The sequence below is a fragment of the Luteimonas soli genome (genome assembly GCF_042648865.1).
In the GTDB taxonomy this organism is placed as follows: domain Bacteria; phylum Pseudomonadota; class Gammaproteobacteria; order Xanthomonadales; family Xanthomonadaceae; genus Luteimonas; species Luteimonas soli.
The window spans coordinates 232,059-257,399 of the sequence record NZ_JBHRYA010000003.1 but is presented as its reverse complement, the minus strand read 5'-3'; the positions used below and the strand labels follow the sequence as shown (position 1 = coordinate 257,399).

Genomic DNA, 25,341 nt, shown 5'->3' with positions numbered 1-25,341 from the left:
CGCAGGGATTGCAGGTTCGGCCGTTCCGGCGGCTTGAGCGGCGGGCGCACGGGCGCGGGTGTTTCATCCGTGCCGTCGCCGGCATCCTCCCCGGCCTCTTCGGCAGGCTTGTCCTTGCCCGCGTCCAGCCAGCCGCCGGTAAAGCCGGCGCGCTCGAGTCCGGCGCGGATGTACGGGTCGCGCTTCATGATGTCCCACACGAACTCGTTGCGGTAGTTGGCGATCATCGCCAGGATCGGCCCCTGGTCGATGCCGATGTAGTCGCTCGCCACCCAGCCCTTGTCGGGCACCAGGCGGCCGGTCTTGAGCGGGATGTCGTAGTTGAAGCTGGGGTTGAAGGCGTCGAGGAAGCCGTAGCTCGAATACAGGAAGTCGCCGTAGCGCTCGTGCATCTCCAGCGCCGCCGGGATCACCACTTCCGGTGCGAACACCAGCGACCCCAGCGCCGCCGTCGGTGCGATCGTGCCGTCGTCGTAGGCATCGCGCAGGCCGGCGCCGCGGGCGCTGTAGTGGCGGAACTCGCGCTCCTCGCCCTTGTAGACCTGCATCGTGCGCTGCGGGCCGTCGCTGGCGGTCAGGCCCCAGACGTTCTTGCCGTAGCCCTCCCAGTTCATCGGGTTTTCGATCGCGTAGGTGCGCTGGGCTAGCGTCGCGCGGCGGCTGTTCTCGAAGTAGTCGATGCCGCGCGCGCGCATGTACTCGTCCTGGATGCCGCGGAAATCGATCCAGACCTCGCTGTACTGGTGGCCGAACTGCGGCGCGAAGCTCAGGTATTCCTGGCCTTCGAAATGGCCCCAGCCGCGGTCGTAGGTACTGGTCCACGCAGCCCACGCGTCGGGCTCGATCGGGTGCGTCGGCGAGCCCAGGGCGAGGATGTAGACCAGCATCGCCTCGTTGTAGCCCTCCCAGTCGTGCTCGATGAAGCCGGTTTCCGGGTACCAGCCCATCGAGATCAGCGGCGAGCGCACCTGCAGCCACGGCCACTCGACGCGCCGGTACAGTTCATCGGCGATCTCGCGAATCTCCTGTTCGCGCGCGTCATCGCCGTCGTAGTAGCCGCGCGTGAACAGCACGCCCATCATCATCAGCGCGGTGTCCACGCTCGACAGCTCCACCCACGAGTTGTAGCGCTGGCCTTCCTGCATGTCGAGGAAGTGGTAGTAGAAACCGTGGTGCCCGGACGTGCCCGTTTCCGCCGGGCCCATCTTCGCGTCGCGCAGGAACTCCAGCGTCGTGAGCGTGCGGTCCACCGCCTGGCGCCGGCTGACCCAGCCGTTCTCCACGCCGATCGGATACGCGGTCAGCGCGAAGCCGATCGAGGCGATCGACGCGAACGGCCGCGACGGGAAGCGGTCGGGCGTCATCCCGTTGACTTCGTTGGTGGTGTCCCAGAAGAACTGGAACGTGCGCTTCTCGATGTCCTTGAACAGCGGCGGCAGCACCGGCCGCTGCCCGGCAACCTCCTGCTGCACGGGCTCCGGCAGCGGCTCGGCCGGCTGCGTGGCCGCGGGCTCGACCGGCTGCTGTTGCTGCTGCGGCACCGCCGCCTTCTCCGGCTCCTCGATTTTCTTGCACGCTCCGACCGCAAGCACCAGGCAAGACACCAGGACGACGAGGGAAAAACTGCTGTGTCGCATTGCGCCGGGGCACCTCTCTCATTCAATGCATGGGAAAACCGGGCCGCCTCGCGACGGCCCGGCGCCGATTACCAGTCCAAACCGAACGACAGCTTGAAGGTGCGGGTCGGAAGTAGTATCTCGTCACCGCTGCGCTTGGCGAAGTTCGGATTGCGTGGTTCGCCCGGACCGCCGCGCCACCCGTCGAACTGATTCCAGTTGCGCCAGTTGAACACGTTCAGCACGTCGGCACGTACCCTGAGGCTGAGATCGCTTCCCGTGTTCCAGCGCTTTTCAAGCGCGACGTCGAACTGCTTGTAGCCGATGCCTCCCTCCTGCTCGAACGGATCGTAGAAGCAGAAGTCATTCGATGCCACGTCATTGCAGTTGGTCGCATTGCGCGGCCTGGGGCTGGCCACCGTCAGCTTGCCGCTGAACGTCGTGTCCCAGCCCAGGTCGTAGATGCCCGACAGCACCAGCCGGTGCTTGGGCACGCCGGTGGACATGTAGAACCGGTCGGTCAGGCGCGGGCCATCGAAGTAATAGGTCTCGCCGTTGGACGCTTCGGTCCGGTTCTCCTCGGCATCGCTGTAGGTATAGGCGAGATTGACTCCCCAGCCCGATTCCTCCGTGTATGGCTTTGCGATCGACACCAGCAACGAATTGAGGTTGTATTCGACGCCGTTGTCGCCAAGGATCAGCGAGCCGTAGCCGGGAATCGCCTGGCCCCAGGGCTGGCCGCCCCACGTCGCGTCCGGGTTCTCGTGGAAATTGCCATCCGGCCAGCGGTTACCGAGGCGGAAATAGATGCCGTCGCGGCTGCGGATGTGGGACAGCGTGACCGACGTGTTCCACTCCTGCCCCCACAACGCCACGAGATTGCGCATGCCAAGGCTGAACTGGTCGGAGTACGGCGTCTTGAGATCGTTGCTCAGCAGGTTGACTTCACCGCCACTGCGCGGATTGGCCGTCACGTAGGCCGCGATGCCATCGGGCGTCATCAGCGACGGGTCGAACGGGATGCAGCTCGTGTTCCCCGCCGGATCGCATTCGTGCAACGGCGTGTCGAACAGCAGGTTGTAGGTGGTGAACGCACCACCGTAGTACTCGCGCGCCATGAGATCGAAGATATTGCGGTCGTAGGCGCGTCCAGCGCCGCCGAAGATCACGTGCTCCTGGTCACCGAACAGGTCGTAGGAAAAGCCGAACCTGGGCTGCCACGCATCCTTGAAATTGTCGCGGTTGCCTCCGGTGCTGATGTATTTCTCGATGTCGTAATCGGCGTTCTGGATGTTGGTCCAGCCGCGCAGCGCGGCTGCGAGTTCGTCTGACACCCGGTAGTCGACGTAGCTCGGGTTCTCTTCGTAATCCCAGCGCAGGCCGAGGTTCAGGGTCAGCTTGTCGGTGACCTCCCAGTCGTCCTGGATGTAGATGCCGAACTGCTTGTTGTCCGACTCCACGAACGGCGCGCGGTCGGCCAGCGGGGCCGTGAACTCGATCCGGTACGGCTGTTCAAGGTTTTCGTTGACGTCGAAGTAGTACTGCGGATACGGCGGATTCTGCTGGAAGGCGTTGAGCGTGACGCTCTTGTACTTCAAGCCCATCTTCAGCGTGTGTCCTTCCCAGCCGAAGAAGGTCAGGTCGTCCTGGAACGCCCAGCCCTTCTGCCCTTTGTCCTGGAATGTCGGGCCGCCGCCAACGTTGAGCACGCCCAGTGCCAGGTTGGCCGGATTGTTCGGGTCGACGATCGTGTAGCGGTAACCGGGCGCGGCAGTCACTGGCTCGGGCTTGTAGGCCGCGTCCTCGAACGTGATGTGCGCGTCGTTGAGCCAGTTCATCGAATTGAACTGGTAACGCAGGTCGACCCGGGTCTCGTCGTTGGTGAAGTTGGTCGAGAAGTTCGGTGCACTGATGCTGCTGCCGGGCGAGATCGAATCCTCATCGCGGTAACGCAGGCTCAGCTCGAACAGGTGGGCATCACCGGCCTGGAAGCTCAGCTTGCCGAAATAGAGCTTCTCGTTGAACGGCACGTTGTGCGGTCCGTAGTAAGCACTGAGTTCCGGCGGCAGCGTGGTGGGGTCGAACACGTCGGGCCACGCCACGTCGCGCGGGACGATGTAGTCCTTGGCCTCGTACAGCATGAAGAAGTGCAGTTTGTCGCGGATGATCGGGCCGCTGAACGTCGCGCCGTACTGCTCGGTGACTTCTTCGGTCTTGAAGCCGCGATCCTCTTCGATCGGCGACGGTTCGCGCCAGGCTTCGGACGTGCGGTCCCAGAAGAAGCTGCCCTGGAATTCATTGGTGCCCGACTTGGTCACCGCGACCACGGCGGCGCTGCTGATCTGGTCGTACTCGGCCTTGTAGTTGGAGGTGATGACCTTGTATTCGCCGATCGCCGCCTGCGGGAACGGGTTGCCGCGGCTGTCGTCCTGTCCGGTAATGCCGCCCGGGGTGACGTAGTTCTTCTGGCCGACGCCGTCGATGAACACGTTGATGTTCGTCGAACCCAGGGCGCCGCTGCGCAGCTGCGATTCCGAGCCGTTCGGCGAGGAGATGAACTGCATCCCGGGCACCGTGTCGGCGAACGCCAGGAAGTTGCGGGAATTCTGCGGCAGGCTGTCGATCTGCTTGTTCGACACGTAGGTCGCGACTTCCGATGTCCTGGTCTCGACCATCGCCGGTGCGGTCACCACCACGGCATCCAGGTCCGTCGCTTCGCCCGCGGGTCCGGTTTCCGCCACCCCGCCAACGCCCAGGTTGAGTGTCACGGTCTGGCCGACGGCCACTGTCAGGGTCTGCGAACTGGTCTGCCCGTCCGCGGTGACGTCGACCCGGTATGTCCCCGGCGGCAGGCCCGCGAGGTTGTAGTTGCCGCTCGCCGAACTGGTGCCGCTGCGGGTCAGCCCGGTTGCCAGGTTGGTGGCGGTGACGGTCGCGCCGCCGGCAGGGGCCGAATCAGCGGAGACCTGGCCGCGGATGGTGGCAGCGGTGGACTGCGCGAGGACTTGCGGGGCTGCCAGCAGCATGCAGCTGGCCAGTGCACAGGCGAGCAGCGTGCGGTTGTGTCTCTTGGAACGATGCGTGGACTTCATGACGTCTCCCTCCCAGGGGCGGTCAATGTGGGACATCTGCCATCGTGATCTTTTTGTAGTTGCCGTGATCGTCGTGTCCACGTGCCCTGGCCGTTCAGCTGACCGCGGACACGCGTGCCTTTCCCCCTGACTTGTTCACGCTGGAATCGCGCACCATCAGCTGCGGGACCAGCGGTTCCGCCAGCGCCATGCCGCCGCCGTCGTCCGGCGGCTGCGCAGCGCCTTCAAGCAGCGCGCGCAGGGCGCGGCCGCCGAGCTCGGCGATGTCCACGCGCATCGTGGTCAGCGACGGATGCACGTAGCGCGCCAGCGGGATGTCGTCGAAGCCGGCGATGGCGATGTCGCGCGGCGCCTGGATACCGGCGTGGTTGAGCGCGAACAGGCATCCCAGCGCCATCATGTCGTTGGCGGCGAACACCGCGTCCGGCCGCGATGCGGCGACCTGCAGCTCGCCGCCCGCGCGGTGGCCGGAGGCCTCGTCGAAGTCGCCCTGCAGGATCCACGGTTGCGCATCGGGCAGGCTTGCGGCCAGTTCGTCGCGGTAGCCGCGCAGGCGCTCGGCGGCGTCGAAGTTGTCGTCGGGGCCGGCGATGAAGGCGATCGTGCGATGCCCGGCATCGACCAGGTGCCGCACCATTTCGCGCGCGCCGCCGTAGTTGTCGACGCTCACCGCGCGCAGGCCGGGCTCGCCGGGGCCGGCGTCGACGCTGCTGTTCATCAGCACGGCCGGCATGCCGGGGCTGAGGTTGTCGTGCACGATGCCGGCCTCGCCGACGAACGGCGACATCACCAGCAGCCCGTCGACGCGCCCGCGCATGGCGCGCAGCGCGGCGCCCTGCTCGGCCTGGTTGCCGTGGTAGCTGGACACCAGCAGGTGCAGGCCGCGCTCGCGGGCGACCTGGTCGATGCCGCGCATCAGTTCGGAGAAGAACTCGCCGTACAGGTCGGGCAGGACCACGCCGATGGTGTGGGTGCGGCGGCTGCTGAGGCTGCGCGCGGCGTGGTGCGGGCTGTAGCGCAGCTCGTTGGCCACGCTGAGCACGCGCTTGCGTACGGCCTCGGCCACGTTCTCGTGGCCATTGAGGGCCCGCGACACGGTCGCCACCGATACGTTCGCCTGCCTTGCGACGTCTTTGATCGTGACGCTCACCCGCGCTCCCGTGACCGGTGGATTGCGGCGGACTGTAAACGTTTCCAGAGATTAATGTAAAGCAGATGGAAAACCATGCACCCCAACGCGTCGGACCCCGCGAAACCCCTTGAAAACAGGCCTCGCGGATGCTGCAACGCAACACCGCCGGCGCGGTCGATCAGGGCGCGGCTGATCAGGATTCGGTGGGCGTCGCGGCGTGGATCGACAGGGCGTGGATGTCGGTCGTCATCAGCTCGCCCATCGCGGCGTAGACGGCGCGATGGCGGGCCAGCGGCGCCATGCCCGCAAAGGCCTCGCTGACGATGCGGACATCGAAATGTCCGCGCCCGTCGCGCGCGCCCGCATGGCCTGCGTGGCGATGGCTGTCGTCGCGCACCTCGAGCACGGTCGGCGCGAACGCCGCCTGCAGGGCGTCGCGGATCGCGGCGGCGCGCTGCTCGCGCGGGAGCGGTCCGCCAGTCACGGCAGGACCGGATTGAACGGGCGCACGTCCGTCCGCACGTAGACGCCGGCGGCGACGTAGGGATCGGCGTCGGCCCAGGCCCGCGCCTCTTCCAGCGACTCGAACCGTGCGATCACGATGCTGCCGCTGAAGCCGGCCGGGCCGGGATCGACCGCGTCGATCGCCGGGCATGGGCCGGCCAGCAGCAGGCGGCCGGCGTCGCGCAGGGCGGCCAGCCGCGCCAGGTGTTCCGGGCGGGCCTGCCGGCGCTGCGCCAGCACGTCGTCGCCGTCGTGGCCTTCGATCGCGTACCACATGCGTTGACCTGGACCTTGCGAGGAATGGAGGGGCCGGAATTGTAGCCGCCTGCGTTCAGCCAGGCGCTGGACACGGTCTGTTCCAGTCCGTACCCTGAAGCCAAGTTGCATGACCGGTCCCCGCAGCAGCCCGTCCCCGGACGCGCAATCAGCTGTCCCCACCCGGTCCAGCCCGACGACCTTCCACCGTCCCTCGCCGCGACACAGCGGCGCGAGCCGCACGTGGCGCCCGGCTGCCGTCCGCTTCGAATGGCGACTCCCATCGCCGCAATGCTGCAAACCGGCCGCGGTCCCGCCGCGCGCCAAAGTCCATCCTGTGGCCCAAGGGGGCTGCGAACCGCATGACCGAAGACACCGCGTCCGCCGCGTCTCCGCAAAGTTCGGCGATCTTGCATCCGCAGCAGCAGGAAATGCCGCTGGCGGTGGTGCATGGCCAGGCCGTGCTGCAGATCCCGCAGGACCTGTACATCCCGCCCGATGCGCTTGAAGTCATCCTCGACGCGTTCGAGGGGCCGCTGGACCTGCTGCTGTACCTGATCCGGCGCCAGAACCTGGAGATCCTCGACATCCCGGTCGCCGAGATCACCCGCCAGTACGTCGACTACATCAGCGTGATGCAGGAGTTGCGCTTCGAACTGGCCGCCGAGTACCTGGTGATGGCCGCGATCCTGGCCGAGATCAAGTCGCGGATGCTGCTGCCGCGCTCGACCGAGGACGAGGCGCTGGAAGACGACCCGCGCGCGGACCTCGTCCGCCGGCTGCAGGAATACGAACGCTTCAAGCAGGCCGCCGAAGACCTCGACGCCCTGCCCCGCCAGGATCGCGACACCTCGCCGGCCGCGGCGTTCGTGCCCGACCGGGCCAGCGTCAGGCTGCCGCCGCCGGTGGACCTGCGCGAGATGCTGCTGGCCCTGCACGACGTGCTCAAGCGCGCCGAGCTGTTCACCGGCCACGCGATCAAGCGCGACGCCCTGAGTGTGCGCCAGCGCATGGGCGAGCTGCTCACGCGGCTGGAGGACGGCAGCTTCCACCGCTTCGAGACACTGTTCGAGGCGCGCGAGGGCCGGCTCGGCGTGGTGGTCACGTTCCTGTCGATCCTCGAGCTGGCCAAGGAACGCCTGCTGGAGATCGTGCAGGAAGCCGCGTTGGGGCCGATCTACCTCAAGTCGCTGGCCACCCGCGACGGCGACACCGCCGCGCTGGAGCTGACGAGCGAGTTCGACGACGACGATGGCACGGCCGCGGCCAATGACGACGCGTGACTGTTCTTCCCCTTCCCCTTCAAGGGGAAGGCCGGGATGGGGATGGGGTTTCGTGACGCCGCAGTTCCCTCAGGCAATTGCCTGGGCTGAGGGGAAACCCATCCCCACCCAACCCTCCCCTTGAAGGGGAGGGCTTTGTACCGCCTCCCCTTGAAGGGGGGCTGTTACCACCCACCCATGACCGAGTCCCGATGGATCCAATCCTGATCAAACGCATCGTCGAGGCGGCCCTGCTCGCCGCCAACCAGCCGCTGACCGCGGTGCAGCTGCATGCCCTGTTCCCGCTCGACGAGCCGGCGCCCGAGGGCAGCATCGCGCAGGCGCTGGAATCGCTGCAGGCCGACTGCGCCGAACGCGGCGTGGAACTGGTCGAACTGGCCTCGGGCTGGCGCTACCAGGTCAAGGCCGACGTGCACGCCTGGGTGGCTCGGCTGTGGACCGAACGCCAGACCAAATACACCCGTGCCACGCTCGAAACCCTGGCCCTGGTCGCCTATCGCCAGCCAATCACCCGCGGCGAGATCGAACAGGTCCGCGGCGTCGCGGTGAACAGCAACATCATCAAGGCGCTGGAAGAGCGCGAGTGGATCCGCGTCGTCGGCCACCGCGACGTTCCCGGCCGCCCGGAACTGCTCGGTACCACCAAGGGCTTCCTCGACTACTTCGGCCTCAAGCGCCTGGACGAACTGCCACCGCTGTCGGAGCTGAAGGACTTCGGCGAACTCGACCCGCAGCTGCAGTTCGATGGCAAGGCCGACGGCGAGACGATGCCGGTCGGCGACATCAGCGCAGAAGGCGCAGGCATCGCGCAGGACGACGGCGAGGACGCAAGTCCCGTCGCGGCCGACGACGACACTGACACCCGTGATATCCCCGACCCGGCCGACGACGCCGGCCTGGGCACCGCCAACCCCGAAACGACCGCCGCCGACGACGACGCCGACCAATCCCCAACCGACCCGTCGCAAGACGACACGAATACAGATGCCCTCGCCGCGGAAGGCGACAGCACCCGGAGCATGCAATGAGCGATACACCGAACAACGGCCGCAAGCTTTCACTGAAGCGCGGCACCGACAACACCGCCGACGCCCCGCGCCTGGAAGAGCGCCTGCACAAGGTGCTGGCGCAGGCGGGCCTCGGCTCGCGCCGCGCGCTTGAACAGCGCATCGCCGACGGCCTGGTCAAGGTCAACGGCGAGGTCGCACAGACCGGCATGAGCATCGGCGGCGGCGACCGCGTCGAGATCGACGGCAAGGTCTTCGTCGCCAGCGCCCTGACCGATCCTTCCCGCGTGCTGGTCTACAACAAGCCCGAAGGCGAAGTCACCACCCGCGAAGACCCCGAAGGCCGCCCGACCATCTTCGAATCCCTGCCCGCGCTCAAGGGCGCGCGCTGGATCGCGATCGGCCGCCTGGACATCAACACCACCGGCCTGCTGCTGCTCACCACCGACGGCGAGCTGGCCAACGCGATGATGCATCCCTCGTTCGAGGTCGAACGCGAGTACGTCTGCCGCGTGCGCGCGCCCGAGGGCGAGGAAACCGTGTCCGAGAAAATCGTCGACCGCCTGCGCCGCGGCGTCGCGCTGGAAGACGGCCCGGCGAAGTTCGACGAGATCAAGCGCATCGGCGGCACCGATTCCAACGAATGGTTCCAGGTGACGGTCAAGGAAGGCCGCAACCGCGAGGTGCGCCGGCTGTGGGAGTCGCAGGGCTGCCAGGTGTCGCGCCTCAAGCGGATCCGGTACGGCTCGGTCGAACTGCCGCAGCCGCTGCTGCGCGGGCAGTCGATGGAACTGGCGGACGACAAGGTCGAAGCCCTGCGCCGCGAACTGAAGCTCGAGGAAGGCCCGCCGCCGGCGCTGACCCTGCAGCCGGTGATCGGCCAGCGCAAGGCCAGCAAGTCGACCGTGCAGGTCGGCGGCCAGCACCGTTCGAACGGCTACGTCGGTGGCCACAGCACGGCCGACGAAGGCCGCGAACTGCGCCGCTTCGACCACGTGCGCGAAGACCGCGGCCGGGGCCGGGGCCGGGGGCGCAAGCCGCACGGTGGCCTCACCGTCAGCGGCGAGGCCGCGGCCAAGCAGTCGCAGAAGCCGTTCAAGCAGCGCAAGCAGAAGGGCAACCCGCTGCCGGAAGGCAACCCGGCGGCGTTCCGCACCTGGTACGTGCCCGACGGCGTCGACACCGGCCCCAGCGGCCACCGCAACGCCGACGGTCGCGGCCCGAAGAAGCCCTACGGCAAGAAGCCCGGCGGCGGCCGGAATCAGAACCGCCCCGCCCGCCCGTACGGCCATCCGGGCAACGCGCCGGTGTTCCCGTCCGACCACGCCAATCCGGGCGCCAGCCCCCCGACGCGCCCACGCGGCCCGCGCCCGGGCGGCAATCGCCCGAATGGGCCGCGTCCCAACGGTCCCCGCCCCGGCGGCAGCCGCGGCCCGGGTGGCCATCGTGGCGGCAACCGCGGCGGCAATCGCTGAGCGATGCCATGCAGATGAAGACCGCCCTCCGCGCGCTGTTCCTCGGCGGCTGCCTGGCCACGCTGCCACTGTCACTGGCACTGGCCCAGGCTGAGATGGATTTCACGGCGGCCAAGGTTGCCGCCGATGCCGATGAGGCATCGCTGGATGCCGCAACGCGTGCCTCCGCGCTCGAGCAGCAGCGCGCGTTCCTCGATGCGCGCGTCGCTGCCTGCGCCAATATCCGCACCACGGCCCAGCTGGAGGATTTCGTGGTCGTGGCGGAGCTGGACGCAAGCGGCCGCGTGACGAAGACCTGGCGTCGCGGCGATTCACCGCTGGCGCTGTGCATCGAACGCGACGCGCGAGGCAAGGTCATGTTCGCGCCGCCGCACGCGCCGTTCCACGCATCGCTGGAAGTGGGCTTCACGCCCTGACCTGCTTCGCCCGGCCGCCGCGTCGTGCTTGCGGCTGCCGGGGCAGCGTGCTCAGGCCGTTCCGGTGCGCCGGATGTCGACGATCCGGTCCAGCCACAGGTAGTGCGCCTGCTCCGGATCGGCCTGGTCGTCGATCCGGACCATCGCGTTCATGCCCTCGCGGCCTTCCCCGTCGCGGAACACCTGGATCGTCGGCCGCGCGGTGACGAAGCCTTCCACGCGTGCGCCATCGGCCAGCCGGATCTCGACCCTGGCCTCGTCCTCGAGCTGCTCGGCCCACGACTCGATGCGCTCGATGTCGCGCTGTGCGGTGTAGACATGTTCGGCGAACTGGGTCATGGCGGCGGAGCCCTCCGGCAGGGTTGCCAGCCATCGTGCTGCCTGCGGCGTAACCGGCAGTGAGTGCGATGTTAATCGCGGGCAGACACGGCTGAACGCTCGCCGCACTTCGCACGGACTTCACGCCCGCGCCATGCCGCCCACGCAGCGCACCGGCAACGTGGCGACATGGATGATCGATCAAGCGGCCAGGGCCAATGGGACGTGGTGGTGGCGGGCGCCAGCTTCGCCGGCGCGGCATGCGCGCTTGCCGCACGGCGCGCGGGCCTGCGCGTGTGCGTGCTGGAGCGCAAGCGCGACCCGGGCATCCGCCTGCACACCACCGGCATCATCGTCAGCGAAGCCGCCGAAAACACACCGCTGGGCACAATGCCGGCCGCGCTGTCGCGCCGCGTCGAAGGCGTGCGCCTGTACGCGCCCGGCCTGCGCAGCCTGTCATTGCGGTCTCCGGGCGACTATTTCCTCACCACCGACACGCCGAACGTGATGCGCTGGCTGGCCGACCGGATGCGCGCGGCCGGCGTCGAGCTGCGGCTGATGCAGTCGTTCACCGACGCGCAGCGCGTGGGCGACGTCTGGCAGGTCGAAGGCCTGGGCCGGACCCGCTGGCTGGTCGGTGCGGACGGCGCCAAGTCGCGCGTGGCCGCGCGTACCGGGCTCGGGCGCGTACGGGAATTCCTCTACGGCATCGAGCACGAGTACGCCGGCGCACGACTGGATGAGCCCGACGCCCTGCACTGCTTCCTGAGCCGGCAACTCGCACCGGGCTACATCGGCTGGGCCGCGCAGGGCCCGACCGGCGTGCAGGCCGGGCTGGCGTTCCGGCACCGCGCGTCGCGCACCGGCACGCCGGACATCGACGGCCTGCTGCGCAGGGTCGGCGCGCGGCTCGGGCTGCCCGCGGACCTGCGACCGACATCGGTGCGCGCGGGGCTGATTCCCTGCGGCGGCCCGGTGGCGCCGATCGCGACGAACGGCGTGATCCTGACCGGCGACGCGGCGGGGATCGTGTCGCCGGTCACCGCCGGCGGGATCCATTCGGCCTGGCGCCACGGCGAAGCCGTCGGCGACGCGATCGCGGCGCACCTCCTGGACGCAGGACCCTGCCCGATGCAGGTGGCCGCGTCAGCCGCGCCGCGTTTCCGCACCAAGCGCGCACTGCGCTGGCTGTTCGACCACGCGCAGATGGACTGGCCATTCGACTTGCTGCTCGACACGCCGCCGCTGCGGTGGGCGGCGCGGCAGGTGTATTTCCGCCGCCGAAGCCAACCGGCCAACCTGTAGGAGCGGCGGAAGCCGCTCCCACAAGATCGCTGCTACTCCAGCGTGAACCGGTCCCCGTCCAGCATCGCCGGGAAGCGTTCGCGATGCGCCTGCAGCTGCGCTGCCTGCAACGTCGTGGTCACCACCACTTCCTCGTCACTGCATTCGCTCAGCGGGTGGCCGAGGAAATCGAGTACCGCGCTGTCGCCCGAGTAGTGCAGGCCGTTGCCGTCGGTGCCGACGCGGTTGAGGCCGGCGACGAAGCACAGGTTCTCGATCGCGCGTGCGCGCAGCAGGGTCTTCCAAGCGTATGCGCGGGCAGCGGGCCAGTTGGCCACGTACAGCTGCAGGTCGAAGTCGAGCGCGCCCGTGCGTTCGACGTCGTAGCGGTTGCGCGCGAACACCGGGAAACGCAGGTCGTAGCAGACCAGTGGATTGATGCGCCAACCCTTCCACTCCACTACCAGGCGTTCACGGCCGGCGGAATAGCGCTCGTGCTCGCGCGCGTAGCGGAACAGGTGGCGTTTGTCGTAGTGGCGCACCTCACCATCGGGCGTGACCCAGAGCATGCGATTGAAAACGCCCGGCCCGCCTGCCGTCTCGACGCGCAGCTGCACGCTGCCTGTGACCGCGGCGTCGAGCGCGGCCGCCTGTTCCCGCATCCACGCGAGCGTCGGGCCGTCCATGGTTTCGGCCTGGTCGATGGCGTCGTTGCTGAAGCCGCTGGTGAAGGTTTCCGGCAGCAGCACTAGGTCGGTGATGCCGTGCAGCGGCGCGATCAGGTCGCCGTAGTAGTCGCGGTTGCCGGCGGGATCGTGCCAGCGGGTGGCGCCCTGCACGAGCGAGATTCGGAGGTCCTGCATGGTCGAATATCCAGAAATTCCCGTGGGAGCGGCTTCAGCCGCGAGGTCTTCGCCCGATTATCCGCGACCCTCCGGTCAAAAGGGCGATGCCCGAATCCTGTGGTAGGTCGGGGCTACGCCCCCGACGCGCGGCATCCGGAGACCACGCGCGTCGGGGACGTAGCCCCGACCTACGACCTGGTCACAGCTTCTGCAGACGTTCGATCGCGGCGTCCAGCGTCGCTTCGTTCTTGGCGAAGCACAGCCGCACCAGGCGCTGGCCCGGCGGCGGGCTTTCGTAGAACGGCGACAGCGGGATCGCGGTGACGCCCTTCTCGATCGTCAGCCAGCGGCAGAACTCGAAGTCGTCCAGGTCGCTGACCGCCGAATAGTCGGCCAGCTGGAAGTAGCCGCCCGGCACCGGCAGCGGCCTGAACTTCGTGCCCAGCAGCTGTTCGCGGAAGCGGTCGCGCTTGGCCTCGTAGAACGCACCGAGCTGCTCGTAGTGCCCAGGCTCGGCGTCGAGCATCGCGGCAAACGCGTGCTGCGCCGGCGCGAAGGTGCAGAACACGTTGTACTGATGGACCTTGCGGAACTCAGCGGACAAGGCCGGCGGCGCGATGCAGTAGCCGATCTTCCAGCCCGTGCAGTGGTAGGTCTTGCCGAAACTGGAGATGACGAACGCGCGCTCGCGAAGCTCGGGGTGGCGCAGCGCCGACTCGTGGCGCGCACCGTCGAAGACGATGTGTTCGTACACCTCGTCCGACAGCAGGAAGATGCCGGTGTCGCGCAGCAGGCCGGCGACGATGTCCATGTCCGCGGCCGACAGCATGGCGCCGGACGGATTGTGCGGGCTGTTGATCATCAGCATCCGCGTCCGGGGCGTGATCGCATCCTTCACCCGCTGCCAGTCCGGCGCGAAGGTGGCCGGGTCCAGCGGCACGTGCACCGCGCGCGCACCGGCCAGGTCGATCGCCGGCTCGTAGCAGTCGTAGGCCGGGTCGAGCACGATCACCTCGTCGCCGGCACGCACGACCGCATGGATGGCGTTGAAGATCGCCTCGGTCGCGCCGCTGGTGACGGTGACCTCGGTGTCCGTGTCCGGTCGGTGGCCGTAAACACGTTGTGTCTTGGCCGCGATCGCATTGCGCAGCGCAGGCACGCCGGTCATCGGCGCGTACTGGTTGTGGCCGTCGCGCATCGCGCGGTCAAGCTCATCCACCAGACGCCCCGGTACGGAAAAATCGGGGAAGCCCTGCCCGAGATTGACCGCGCCGTGCTCGGCCGCGAGTTGCGACATGACGGTGAAAATGGTGGTGCCGACCTTCGGCAATTTGGTTTCGATATGAGCCATACTTTCGACCTGTCCGACAACAACGCGAATGGCGTTGCCGGAAGTGTACGGACACGCGCAACCTGGATAAACCTGGCGATGACGACACTGCCTTCCGACGCCGTCCACGCAAGCATCGCCGAACTCGTTCGCGCCTACCTGGCCGCCGACTACCGCTGGCAGCACGGCGGCGACTGGCACGACCTGCAGATCGGCCTGCAGGCACCCGCGCTCGAACTGCTTTATCCCGACCACGGGACCTTCGGCATGCTTTCGGCGTGGAACCCTCGTTCGGTCGAATGCGCCGAATCGGTCAACCGCGAAGCCGACCGCGCACTGCGCGACGACCTGGCCGCCACCGGCCTGCCCTTCCTGCCTGCATTCGGTTCCGCGTTCGATCGCAGTTGGCGCGAACCGGGCTGGATGGTGATCGGATTGACCCTGGACAAGTTCGACGCGCTTTCGCGCAAGTACGGACAGCTGGGCACCGTTTGGTGGACGTACGGCCAGCCCGGCCGCCTGCGCGTGGACGCCAGCCGTCCCGCCGAGTTCGGCAACGACGAGCACGTCGACTGGCTGCGGGCTTCCCCGGCCGACGGGTGACGCGCGCGGGCTTCCCTGCCCTCCGCGCCTGCGGCCGGGTTACCAACTGAAGCCGGCACCTGCGCTCAGCGTGCTTTCGCTGCCCGAGAAGGCGGCGCCGATCGAAACGCTGGCCGCGTCCCCGAGCGCACGCTGGTAACCCACTGCCCAGGCCTGGCTGCCGCCCTGCGCGCCAACGCCGACCGCCACCCGGTTCTGCCCGCGCAGGTGGGTGCTGTTCATCGCCATGCCGGTCAGCGCGCCGCTCATCGCGCCGAGCCGGTCGATCCGCCGGTCCTGGCTGTGGAAGCGGTTCTCGATGTCGTCGAAGCGATCGTTGACCATGTCGAACTTCATGTCGGTGTAGCTGTTGGCCGAGGTGAGGGTCTGGACGGCAGTGGTATCGGTGTAATCGTTCGCCGACGCCAGCGTCTGCGCATCGCCTGCGTCCACCTGGCCCTTGTTGGCGGCGTCGGTGGCCGCCACGCCGTCGGCGACATTGCCGATGCGCGTTCCGGTCGCGCCCTTGAGCGTAAGGGTTGAGCCCTCGGCGTCGTCATACGCCACCGCATCGGAATCGCCACCGGGGCCGGCAGGTCCCTGCGGACCCTCGGGTCCTTGCGGGCCAGCCGGGCCTTCGGGACCAGCGGGCCCTTCCGGACCGGCCGGACCGGCCGGACCCGCCGGTCCTTCAGGGCCTTGCGGTCCGGGCGTGGTCTGGATATTGGCAATCGCGTCGTAGATGTCGGTGATCTGGCCGTCGACCGCCCCGAACGCGGACCCGACGTCGGTGTACGAGGCACCCTGGATCACATAGGTGGGCGGCACGAAACTGCCACCGGCAAAGCTCGCACCACCGCCGAAAGCGGTCGCGACATCCCCGCCGAGCCCGAACAGTTGTGCGCCGTTGACCGCTTCCATGCTGGTTGCGCCGACTTCGCCCGCCGCGACATTGTCGATCACGGTTCCGTCCGTGCCGGCAAGCGTGATGCGGTCTCGGCTGGCGTCGTCGTAGCTGACCGCCAGCGCGGCGCCGTCCTGCAGGTTCGACAGGATCGCCGTGTTGCCGACCACGCGACCGTCCAGGTTGCCGAGCGCATCGCCGACGGTGGTGTAGCCGATGGCCGTGCCGGTGCCCGTGCCATCGTCGAGGGAATAGACCGGGCCGATGACCGCGCCGGTGGCCGGGTCGATCGCGGCGCCGCCGCCGAGTGCACCGACGATCGGGGACATCTGGCCGACATTGACCGCCTCGTCGTCCGCAACGCCCGCGGCCAGGTTGCCGATGGTGGTGCCGCCGGCGCCTGCCAGCGTGATGCGGCCGGTATCCGGCACGCCCGAGCCGTCGTCATCGTATTGCACGGCAAAGGCATCAAGTTCGCCGACATCGCCGGTCACGCCTGCCAAGGCTGTGTCGACCGCGCCGAAGGCGTCGCCGACGTTGTCGTAGCTGCCGCCATCGATGGTGTACGCCGGTGCGGTGATGCTGCCGTCGGGGTTGACCACCGCGCCGCCGCCAAATGCCGTGGCGATCGACGTGCTGGTGCCATATAGCTGGGCACCGTTGATGGCCTCGGTGCTGGTGGTGCTGACTTCCCCGGCTGCGAGGTTGCCGATCGTAGTGCCGCCGGCTCCTGCAAGCGTGATGCGGCCGGTATCCGGGCCGCCGGTGCCGTCGTCGTCGTAGCGCACGGCGAAGGCATCGAGTTCGCCGACATCGCCGGTCACGCTTGCCAGGGCCGTGTCGACGGCGCCGAAGGCGTCGCCGACGTTGTCGTAGCTGCCGCCATCGATGCTGTACGCCGGCGCGCTGATGCTGCCATCGGGATTGACCACCGCGCCGCCGCCAAACGCCGTGGCGATCGACGTACTGGCGCCATGCAGCTGGGCACCATTGATGGCCTCGGTGCTGGTGGTGCTGACTTCCCCGGCTGCGAGGTTGCCGATCGTGGTGCCGCCCGCGCCCTGCAGGGTGATGCGGCTGGTATCGGGAAGGCCGGTGCCGTCGTCGTCGTACTGCACCGCGAATGCATCGAGCGCCGTTACGCCATCCGACACTGCATTGAGCTGACTGACATTCACCGCGTCCGTGTCCGCGGTACCGGCGGCCACGTTGGTGATCTGGCGTTCCGCCCCGAGCGACCCCACGGAGACGGTATTGGCGCGATCGGCGATCGCGTTCGCGCCCAGTGCCACCGCGTTCGCGGCGATGGCCTGCGCCCCCGCACCGAGCGCGATGCCCGAAATCGCCGACGCCACCGCTCCCGAGCCCAGCGCCATGCTGCCCGCCTGCGACGCATCCGCGGCACGTCCCAGCGACACCGTGTTCGCAGCCGTGGCCTGCGCGTTGTTGCCCACGGCCAGCGCATCGGTGGCTGTGGCATCCGCGGACTGGCCGAGCGCCACGCTGCGGGTACCGGTCGCGCTGCTGTTCTGCCCGATCGCGGTGCTGACGTTGCCGAGCGCTTTTGCGGACGTACCCAACGCAACGGAGTTGCTCCCCTGGGCGATGCTGTTCTGTCCGATGGCGCCGCTGTTCGGGCCGAACGCCTGCGCGCCGGTACCGAGTGCGACGCTGTTCTGCCCATTCGCGACGGCATTCGTGCCAACGGCGGTCGCATCCGCATTCTGGCTGTTGCTGCCGTTGCCGATGGCAATCCCGTTGGTGCCGGCGAGCGTGACTTCCGCGCTGGTGCCCAGTGCGATTCCGTCGTTGCCTGCAGACTGGGCGAGGTTGCCCGCGGCAATGGCGCGCACGCCCGAAGCGAGGGTTCCGCCACCGATCGCCATGCTCAACTCGCCGGTCGCATTCGCACCGATGCCGATGGCCTGCGCGCCCAGGGCGGAGGCAACCGCTCCCGTGCCGACGGCCATGGACTGGTCGGCAATGGCATTCGCAAAGGCGCCCACTGCCATGGAGACCTCGCCAGATGCGACGGACTGCCCGCCCAGCGCGGTCGTTCCGATGTTGATGGCCTGCGCGCCGTGCCCTAGCGCGGTCGCATAGTCCAGGCTCGCGACGGTGCCATAGCCGATCGCCGTGCTGCCTGGCCCGGTGGCCTGTGAATTCGTGCCGCAGCCGAATGCCTCGGTCCCGGTCTCGGTCACGACCTGTCCGGTGGGACCCAGACAAACTTCCCCCGCGAACAACGTCGCCGGGAACAACAGCGGAATGGCCAACGCCAGCAAGAGGCGAGGTGGCGTTTTAAGGGACGCAATCATGGTGGGGCTCCTTGCGGGTGGACTGATCGGATGAACGCAACGCGGCACGCCAGGCACGCCGGTTCGAACGTCTTCGCGGCAATCGGGCTGCTCGTCCCGTTGCTGCATTCCTGTCGTCCCGGACACGGATCCACCGTCCGGAAATATCCCGTGCGCAGCGCGCGGATCGTGCACCGCTCGATGCCGGTGCAACGATCGTTGGCCTGGACAGATGCCGGAACGTCCCCTGTCGCGCCGCGTCCCCGCTTGCCGCCCCTCTCTGCGGATGCCCCAGATTTGGACACCCCTGCGTGGAGGTTGCGTGAAGAGCGGATGAAGGCTGTTCGCGTGGAAGCGACACCATCGGGCGCGTGCGCCGGCGCGGTTGGAGGTCGCAGGCCGAATCGGTAGCATGCGTGCACCGTACGATTGCCGATCGGCGATCCGCCCCAGGCGATTGCATGCCAAGTTCCGAATCCGCCCCGCTTCCGCTGCTCGCCGCACGCCGCCTGTCATTCGCGCGCAACGAATCGCGCGTGTTCGGGCCGCTGGATTTCTCGGTGGACGCCGGCGAGGCGTTGCTGGTGCAGGGCGACAACGGCGCCGGCAAGACAACTTTGCTGCGCGTGCTGGCCGGGCTGCTGCGAGCGGACGACGGCGAAATCGACATCCGCGGCACACGCGCCCAGCCCCTTGCGCGTGCCGTGACCGTCGCCTATCTCGGCCACCTGCCCGCGCTGAAAGCCGACCTGAGCACGCTGGAAAACCTCGAATTCCTCTGCGGCCTGCATGGCCGGCGCCCGAGCCAGACACTGGAAGTCGCGATGGGGGTCGTCGGCCTGTCGGGGTTCGAGGATTCGCCGGCACGGCAGTTGTCAGCCGGGCAGAAAAAGCGCCTGTCGCTGGCGCGCCTGTGGCTGTCGCCGGCACCGCTGTGGCTGCTCGACGAGCCCTACGCCAACCTCGACCTGGCCGGTATCGAACTGGTCAACCGCATGGTGCAGGCCCACCTGCGCGAAGGCGGCGCCGCGCTCGTCACCACCCACGGCGCCTACGCCGCGCCCCCGGTGCGCACGCGGCTTCTGGAGCTGGGGAAGCAGTCGTGAGCCCGACCCGTGAAACCCACGTTCAAGCAGACGTCGGCATTGGCGTTGTTGCCCTTGATGTTGCCCTTGACCTTCGGGGCCCCTCCGAAGCGGCGGAGCCGGCGGACAAGACCCGCAGGGCGCCGCACAGGGATGTGCGGCGTTTTCCGCAGGGGCAGGATGCCCCTTCGGAAAATTCCCGGCGGCTCCGCGAACCCGACGCGAAGCGTCGGGCGCGCAGGCGGGGTGTGCTTTCTTTGCGCCAGGTTTCTTTGCACAAGCAAAGAAAGGGGGCTCGCGCCGTCACGTCGCGAAAGCTCTTGACGTTGATTTCGGCGGAACGGCAGGCGGGTCAAGACCCGCCCTACGAAGCTGTTGCCGTTGCGGGGAGTTCACGACGATGATCTGGCAAGCCGCCAAGGCGCTGATCGTCCGCGACCTCCGCCTGCTCTGGCGCCGCCGCGGCGACGCCCTGCAACCAGCACTGTTCGCCCTGCTGGTCATCGTACTGTTCGCGCTTGCACTGGGCAGCGAACCACGCACGCTGGCAAAGGTCGCACCCGGCGTCCTTTGGGTAGCGGTGCTCCTGTCCGGCCTGCTGTCCCTGGACACCCTGTTCCGCGGCGACGCCGAAGATGGCTCGCTGGAACAGTGGATGCTCGCACCGGTACCGCTGGCGTGGCTGGTGCTGGTGCGCACGCTCACCCACTGGGCCACGACCGCACTGCCATTGATCGTGTTCGCCCCGCTGCTGGCCGAACTGCTGCACCTGCCGCACGCGCAACTGCCGGTGCTGCTGGCGTCATTGCTGCTGGGAACGCCACTGCTGAGCCTGATCGGCGCGGTGGTGGCCGCGCTGACCGTGGGCATGCGCCGCTCCGGCATCCTCGTCGCGCTGCTGGCGCTGCCGCTTTACGTGCCGGTGCTGGTGTTCTCGGCCGGCTCCGTTGCCGCCAGCGCGCAGGGCCTGGACCCCGCCGGCGGCCTGCTCTACCTCGCCGCCGGGCTGGTCCTGGCGCTGGTGCTGGCGCCGCTGGCCACGGCCGCGGCGCTGCGCATCGCCCACGCTTGAGGCAGGTCAAGGCAACTGCGCGGGCCGCGGGCTAGCCTGACGTCCGTGGGCGATCGCTCCATGCGGCGGAACGCTGTTTCCCGGCAGGCGTCGCGCGATTGCGCCGGAGACAGGCCCGTTTTGCGCCTTTCGCCCCCATGTCTGTCTGGACGAACACGCCTGCACGAGAGGATAATTGACATTATCTTTCCGCCAGCCGTGGCTCCATTTGCAATGTTTCCACCACGAGAGGTTATCCCCATGATTCGCAAGTTCCTGGTCGCCGCCGCGCTGCTCGCGCTGGCTCCTTCCGCGTTCGCCGCCACCTGCTCGGTCGACATCGAGGGCAACGACGCGATGAAGTACAACGTGGCCAACATCGACATCAGCAAGAGCTGCAAGACGTTCACCATCAACCTCAAGCACACCGGCAAGATGGCGAAGAACGTCATGGGCCACAACGTGGTCATCGCCAAGACCACCGACATGAAGGCGATCGACGCCGACGGCATGAAGGCCGGCCTGGCCAGCGACTACATCAAGCCCGGCGACGCACGCGTGGTTGCGCACAGCAAGGTCGTCGGCGGCGGCGAGAGCACCTCGGTCACCGTGCCGGTCGCCAAGCTGGGCGACGGCTATTCGTTCTTCTGCAGCTTCCCGGGCCACTCGGCGCTGATGAAGGGCACCGTCACCCTCGTCCCCTGACCGGAACCATGGCGCAGGCATGCGTCTTGCGCCACTGCACTTCCCCGCTCCGCCGCTCCCCCACCCGGGACGGCGGAGTGTCCATGTCCGGGGGCTGGTATCCTTGCGCGTTGCCGCTGCGGCCACCGGGAGTCGGGCACGCGCTGAACCCGGAGCGGCGGCAGCCCGCGATCCGCTTCCGAGTTGAACCGTTCCCATGAACCCCGTCGTCCGCTGGTTCCACCAACTCGGTTCGCCACCCTATTTCGACCGCTTCGCCGCGCGCTGGGCGCCCTGGGCCTATGGCACGGGCCTGCTGGTGATGGCCTGGGGCATCTGGCAGGGCCTGTTCGTGGCGCCCGCCGACTACCAGCAGGGCGACAGCTTCCGCATCCTCTACGTCCACGTGCCCAGCGCGTGGATGAGCTTGGCAGTATTCGGGCTGATGGCGGTATACGCGGCCGTCGCGCTGGTCTGGCGGATCAAGCTGTGCGAGATCCTGGCCATGGCCTGCGCGCCGATCGGCGCCGGCTTCACCCTCATCACCCTGGCCACCGGCTCGATCTGGGGCAAGCCGATGTGGGGCACCTGGTGGGACTGGGACCCGCGCCTGACCACCGAGCTGGTGCTGCTGTTCCTGTACCTGGGCATCATCGGCCTGTACCACGCCATCGACGACCGCCGCGCCGCCGCTCGCGCCGCCGGCCTGCTTGCGATCGTCGGAGTGGTGCTGCTGCCGGTGATCCGTTACTCGGTCGACTGGTGGAACTCGCTGCACCAGGGCCAGACCATCAGCCTGCTGGGCGAATCGAAGATGGACCCGAGCATGCTGCCGCCGCTGTGGGCGATGGTGATCGGCACGCACCTGTGGTTTGCCGGCTCGCTGCTGGCGCGCGCGCGCGCCGACAACCTGTGGCGCGAATCAGGCAAGGACTGGGTCCGCAAGCTCGGCGAGGTGGCGCAATGAGCTACCAGAACTATGTGATCGCCGCCTACCTGGTGTTCGCCGTCGTGCTGCTGTGGGACTACGTCGCCCCACGCATCCGCATCCGCCAGCTGCTGCGCGGCGCGCGCCTGCTGGCCGCACGCCGCGCCGCTGCATCTTCTTCCGACAACCCCGCAGGCGAACTGCCACGATGAACCCGATCCGCAAGCGCCGCCTCTGGATGATCCTCGCGCTGGTCGTCGCCGCGGCGATCGCCGCGACCCTGGTCGCGCTGGCCCTGCAGCGCAACGTCGCCTACCTGTACACGCCGGCCGAGGTGCTGGGCGGCGCGGCGGGCGAAGGCGTGGCGTCGGGCGAGGCGAAGTTCCGCCTCGGCGGCATGGTGGCCGAGCATTCGTTCAAGCGTACCGCCGGCTCGATGCAGGTGCAGTTCGCCGTCACCGACGGCGACGCGCAGATGCCGGTGGTCTATACCGGGATCCTGCCGGACCTGTTCCGCGAGAACCAGGCGGTGATCGCCACCGGCCGCATGCAGGGCGACACTTTCGTCGCCGAGCAGGTGCTGGCCAAGCACGACGAAACCTACGTACCCAAGGAAGTCGCCGACAAGATGGGCCTGGCGCACCAGAAGCACGGCGTGCAAACGCCCGCGGACGCGCCGGCGGACGCGCGCTGATGGCGGTCATGGCGATGCTTCCCGAACTGGGGCAGGTCGCGCTGGTCCTGGCGCTGCTGGTCACGCTGCTGCAGGCGGTGCTGCCGCTGGCCGGCGCGCAGCGCGGCAAGGCGTCGTGGATGGCGGTCGCGCGCCCGGCTGCGTTCGCGCAGATGCTGCTGGTGCTGGCCGCGTACGTGGTGCTGACGGTCGCGTTCGTGATGCAGGATTTCTCGGTGCGCTACGTGGCCGAGAACTCCAACTCGCTGCTGCCGCTGGTCTACCGCTACACCGCAGTCTGGGGTTCGCACGAGGGTTCGCTGCTGCTGTGGGCGTTGATCCTGGCCGTCTGGACAGCAGTGGTCGCAGGCCTCTCGCGCAAGCTGCCCGAAGAAGTCGTTGCGCGGGTGCTCGGGATCATGGGGCTGGTGAGCATCGGCTTCCTGTCGTTCCTGATCTTCACCTCCAATCCGTTCGTGCGGCTGATCCCTGCGGCGATGGAGGGGCGCGACCTGAACCCGCTGCTGCAGGACCCGGGGATGATCATCCATCCGCCGATGCTGTACCTGGGCTACGTCGGTTTCGTGGTGCCGTTCGCGTTCGCGGTCGCAGCGCTGATCGACGGCCGCATGGACGCGCGCTGGCTGCGCTGGACGCGGCCGTGGACCAACGTCGCCTGGGGTTTCCTGACGCTGGGCATCGCGCTGGGTTCGTGGTGGGCGTACTACGAGCTGGGCTGGGGCGGCTGGTGGTTCTGGGACCCGGTCGAGAACGCCAGTTTCATGCCGTGGCTGGCGGGCGCGGCGCTGCTGCACTCGCAGGCGGTCACCGAGAAGCGCGGCAGCTTCCGCGGCTGGACGGTGCTGCTGGCCATCGCCGCATTCTCGCTGTCGCTGCTGGGCACGTTCCTGGTGCGCTCGGGCGTGCTGACCAGCGTGCACGCCTTCGCCGCCGACCCGACGCGCGGGCTGTTCATCCTGGTTTTCCTCGCCATCGTGATCGGCGGTTCGCTGCTGCTGTACGCGCTGCGCGCGCCGCGCTTCGAACAGGGCGCGCCGTTCGCCGCGACTTCGCGCGAAACCCTGCTGCTGGCCAACAACCTGCTGCTGGTCTCGGCCTGCGGCATGGTCCTGCTGGGCACGCTGTACCCGATGCTGGCCGACGCGCTGGGCCTGGGCAAGATCTCGGTCGGCCCGCCCTACTTCGGCTTCCTGTTCCTGCTGCTGATGGCGCCGCTGGTGCTGCTGCTGCCATTCGGCCCGCTGACGCGCTGGCAGCGTGAACAGGCGTCGAAGCCGCTGGCCATGCTGGCGCCATGGGCGATCCTCGCGCTGGTGCTGGGCGTGGTGGCGTTCTTCCTCGCCCCGCAGGGCCCGTGGAAGACCGCCGCCGGCGTCGCCGGTGCGGCGTGGATTTTCCTCGGCACCGCGCGCTTCGCATGGACGCGCGTGAAGGGCAACGGCCGCTTCACCCCCGAGATGCTGGGCATGACCCTGGCGCACACCGGCATCGCGGTGTTCGTCGCCGGCGCGCTGCTGGTCGAAGCGCAGAACCTGCAGACCGAGCTGCCCGTGAAACCCGGCCAGACGGTGGAACTGGGCGGCTATGCGTTCCGCTTCCAAGGCGTGGAAGAAACCCGCGGCCCCAACTACATCTCGGACCTCGGCCACGTACAGGTGCTGCGCGACGGCAAGCCGCTGGCACTGCTGCACCCGGAGAAACGCGCGTACGCCAGCGGCGGCCAGGTAATGACCGAGGCCGGCATCCACAGCGGCCTGCTCGGCGACGTCTACGTCGCACTGGGCGAACCGCTGGGCGCCGTCGACGACCCGAACCGCGCCGAAGGCGACTGGGCGATACGCCTGCACATCAAGCCCTTCGTGCGCTGGATCTGGCTGGGCGCGGCGCTGATGGCGCTGGGCGGCTTCGTCACCGCGACGGACAAGCGCTTCCGCGCCAGACCCGCGCGGACGGGCGCGCCGGTGGATCCGGAGGGTCGCGCATGAACGCGCCGTCCCGCCGCCGCCCGCGCCTGTCCGTGGTCATCGGTACCGTTTGCTTCCTCGCCTTCCTCGCGTTGCTGTTCTACGGCGTGCGCCAGTCCGGCCGCGGCGATCGCGAAGCCCTGCCCTCGCCGCTGATCGACAAGCCGGCGCCGGATTTCACCCTGCCACTGCTGCACGAACCGGGCCGGCTTGTGACGTCGAAGGACCTGGCCGGCACGCCGTACGTGCTCAATGTCTGGGGCAGCTGGTGCCCGGAATGCCGCGTCGAGCACCCGGTGCTCACCCGCTTCGCCCTGACCAAGCGCGTGCGCGTACTCGGCTACAACCTCAAGGACGAACCCGAAGACGCGCTGCGCTGGCTGGAGCAGTTCGGCAATCCCTACATGCTGGTGCTTGCCGACCGCGACGGCCGCGCGGCGATCGACTGGGGCATCTACGGCGCACCGGAAACCTTCCTTGTCGACGCCGACGGCATCGTGCGCTGGAAGCACGTCGGCGCGCTCGACGACGCGATCATCAACGACGAACTGGTGCCCGTGCTCGAGCGGCTGGAGGACGGCAAGTGATCCACTCC

The 25,341-nt window shown here is 68.3% G+C and carries 22 protein-coding genes and 1 pseudogene; 14 read left to right on the top strand and 9 right to left on the bottom strand.

Annotated elements, in window-relative coordinates:
- Window positions 1–86 precede the first annotated feature (86 nt).
- The 5 genes and pseudogenes from ACFONC_RS04520 to ACFONC_RS04500 form a co-directional block, all read right to left on the bottom strand.
- Window positions 87–1,445, bottom strand: a pseudogene (locus ACFONC_RS04520) (glucoamylase family protein); the annotation flags it as partial.
- A gap of 260 nt (window positions 1,446–1,705) precedes the next feature.
- Entirely contained in the window at window positions 1,706–4,708 is a 3,003-nt protein-coding gene (locus ACFONC_RS04515; protein ID WP_386743062.1) for a TonB-dependent receptor, read from the bottom strand.
- A gap of 94 nt (window positions 4,709–4,802) precedes the next feature.
- A complete protein-coding gene (locus ACFONC_RS04510) occupies window positions 4,803–5,858 on the bottom strand; it encodes a LacI family DNA-binding transcriptional regulator (protein WP_386742528.1) in 1,056 nt (351 codons plus the stop codon).
- A gap of 175 nt (window positions 5,859–6,033) precedes the next feature.
- Entirely contained in the window at window positions 6,034–6,324 is a 291-nt protein-coding gene (locus ACFONC_RS04505; RefSeq protein ID WP_386742527.1) for a BolA family protein, read from the bottom strand.
- Entirely contained in the window at window positions 6,321–6,620 is a 300-nt protein-coding gene (locus ACFONC_RS04500) for a YciI family protein (protein WP_386742526.1), read from the bottom strand. Before ACFONC_RS04500 ends, ACFONC_RS04505 begins: the two co-directional genes overlap by 4 nt.
- A gap of 341 nt (window positions 6,621–6,961) precedes the next feature.
- Here ACFONC_RS04500 and ACFONC_RS04495 point away from each other — a divergent pair, with 341 nt between their 5' ends.
- The 4 genes from ACFONC_RS04495 (at window position 6,962) to ACFONC_RS04480 (ending at window position 10,780) form a co-directional block, all read left to right on the top strand.
- Window positions 6,962–7,882 (top strand): segregation and condensation protein A, encoded by a 921-nt coding sequence (locus tag ACFONC_RS04495; RefSeq protein ID WP_386742525.1) that lies wholly within the window; start codon window positions 6,962–6,964, stop codon window positions 7,880–7,882.
- Window positions 7,883–8,073: 191 nt separating this feature from the next.
- On the top strand, window positions 8,074–8,910 hold the full coding sequence (gene scpB / locus ACFONC_RS04490) for an SMC-Scp complex subunit ScpB (protein ID WP_449284277.1): 837 nt from the start codon (window positions 8,074–8,076) through the stop codon (window positions 8,908–8,910).
- Complete coding sequence (locus ACFONC_RS04485; RefSeq protein ID WP_386742524.1) at window positions 8,907–10,364, top strand: pseudouridine synthase; 1,458 nt, start codon at window positions 8,907–8,909, stop codon at window positions 10,362–10,364. The genes scpB and ACFONC_RS04485 overlap by 4 nt, the downstream gene beginning before the upstream one ends.
- Window positions 10,365–10,378: 14 nt before the next feature.
- Window positions 10,379–10,780 (top strand): hypothetical protein, encoded by a 402-nt coding sequence (locus ACFONC_RS04480; RefSeq protein ID WP_386742523.1) that lies wholly within the window; start codon window positions 10,379–10,381, stop codon window positions 10,778–10,780.
- Window positions 10,781–10,831: 51 nt separating this feature from the next.
- Here the strand turns inward: ACFONC_RS04480 and ACFONC_RS04475 are convergent, their stop codons facing one another.
- Complete coding sequence (locus tag ACFONC_RS04475) at window positions 10,832–11,119, bottom strand: DUF3247 family protein (RefSeq protein WP_386742522.1); 288 nt, start codon at window positions 11,117–11,119, stop codon at window positions 10,832–10,834.
- Between the two features lie 168 nt (window positions 11,120–11,287).
- Here ACFONC_RS04475 and ACFONC_RS04470 point away from each other — a divergent pair, with 168 nt between their 5' ends.
- On the top strand, window positions 11,288–12,403 hold the full coding sequence (locus tag ACFONC_RS04470; protein WP_386742521.1) for an NAD(P)/FAD-dependent oxidoreductase: 1,116 nt from the start codon (window positions 11,288–11,290) through the stop codon (window positions 12,401–12,403).
- Between the two features lie 32 nt (window positions 12,404–12,435).
- Here ACFONC_RS04470 and ACFONC_RS04465 read toward each other — a convergent pair whose 3' ends face one another.
- Together ACFONC_RS04465 and ACFONC_RS04460 are read right to left on the bottom strand one after the other, a co-directional pair.
- Window positions 12,436–13,245, bottom strand: coding sequence for an amidohydrolase (locus tag ACFONC_RS04465; RefSeq protein ID WP_386742520.1), 810 nt, complete (start codon window positions 13,243–13,245; stop codon window positions 12,436–12,438).
- Window positions 13,246–13,426: 181 nt separating this feature from the next.
- Window positions 13,427–14,578 carry a pyridoxal phosphate-dependent aminotransferase gene (locus ACFONC_RS04460; protein ID WP_386742519.1) on the bottom strand — a complete coding sequence of 384 codons (1,152 nt, stop codon included), beginning with the start codon at window positions 14,576–14,578 and terminating at the stop codon, window positions 13,427–13,429.
- A gap of 78 nt (window positions 14,579–14,656) precedes the next feature.
- Between ACFONC_RS04460 and ACFONC_RS04455 the strand changes: the two genes are divergently transcribed.
- Window positions 14,657–15,160: a DUF3293 domain-containing protein gene (locus tag ACFONC_RS04455; RefSeq protein ID WP_386742518.1), complete on the top strand. Its 504-nt coding sequence runs from the start codon at window positions 14,657–14,659 to the stop codon at window positions 15,158–15,160.
- Between the two features lie 39 nt (window positions 15,161–15,199).
- On the opposite strand, the gene ACFONC_RS04450 is transcribed toward ACFONC_RS04455, so the two are convergent.
- The gene (locus ACFONC_RS04450; protein ID WP_386742517.1) at window positions 15,200–18,361 is read right to left on the bottom strand and encodes a beta strand repeat-containing protein; all 3,162 of its coding nucleotides are present in this window, start codon (window positions 18,359–18,361) and stop codon (window positions 15,200–15,202) included.
- 440 nt (window positions 18,362–18,801) lie between these two features.
- On the opposite strand from ACFONC_RS04450, the gene ccmA reads away from it, so the two are divergent.
- The 8 genes from ccmA to ACFONC_RS04410 all read left to right on the top strand — a co-directional run bounded on the left by ccmA (window position 18,802) and on the right by ACFONC_RS04410 (window position 25,333).
- Window positions 18,802–19,446, top strand: a complete 645-nt coding sequence (gene ccmA / locus ACFONC_RS04445; RefSeq protein ID WP_386742516.1) for a heme ABC exporter ATP-binding protein CcmA — start codon at window positions 18,802–18,804, stop codon at window positions 19,444–19,446.
- 379 nt (window positions 19,447–19,825) lie between these two features.
- Complete coding sequence (ccmB, locus tag ACFONC_RS04440; RefSeq protein WP_386742515.1) at window positions 19,826–20,497, top strand: heme exporter protein CcmB; 672 nt, start codon at window positions 19,826–19,828, stop codon at window positions 20,495–20,497.
- A 240-nt stretch (window positions 20,498–20,737) separates the two neighbouring features.
- Window positions 20,738–21,181 (top strand): azurin, encoded by a 444-nt coding sequence (gene azu, locus ACFONC_RS04435; protein WP_386742514.1) that lies wholly within the window; start codon window positions 20,738–20,740, stop codon window positions 21,179–21,181.
- 196 nt (window positions 21,182–21,377) lie between these two features.
- Window positions 21,378–22,127 (top strand): heme ABC transporter permease CcmC, encoded by a 750-nt coding sequence (gene ccmC, locus ACFONC_RS04430; protein WP_386742513.1) that lies wholly within the window; start codon window positions 21,378–21,380, stop codon window positions 22,125–22,127.
- Window positions 22,124–22,300, top strand: a complete 177-nt coding sequence (gene ccmD / locus ACFONC_RS04425; protein ID WP_386742512.1) for a heme exporter protein CcmD — start codon at window positions 22,124–22,126, stop codon at window positions 22,298–22,300. Before ccmC ends, ccmD begins: the two co-directional genes overlap by 4 nt.
- The gene (gene ccmE / locus ACFONC_RS04420) at window positions 22,297–22,782 is read left to right on the top strand and encodes a cytochrome c maturation protein CcmE (protein ID WP_386742511.1); all 486 of its coding nucleotides are present in this window, start codon (window positions 22,297–22,299) and stop codon (window positions 22,780–22,782) included. Before ccmD ends, ccmE begins: the two co-directional genes overlap by 4 nt.
- A 14-nt stretch (window positions 22,783–22,796) precedes the next feature.
- On the top strand, window positions 22,797–24,767 hold the full coding sequence (locus ACFONC_RS04415) for a heme lyase CcmF/NrfE family subunit (protein ID WP_386743061.1): 1,971 nt from the start codon (window positions 22,797–22,799) through the stop codon (window positions 24,765–24,767).
- On the top strand, window positions 24,764–25,333 hold the full coding sequence (locus ACFONC_RS04410) for a DsbE family thiol:disulfide interchange protein (protein ID WP_386742510.1): 570 nt from the start codon (window positions 24,764–24,766) through the stop codon (window positions 25,331–25,333). Before ACFONC_RS04415 ends, ACFONC_RS04410 begins: the two co-directional genes overlap by 4 nt.
- The last annotated feature ends 8 nt before the right edge of the window (window positions 25,334–25,341 follow it).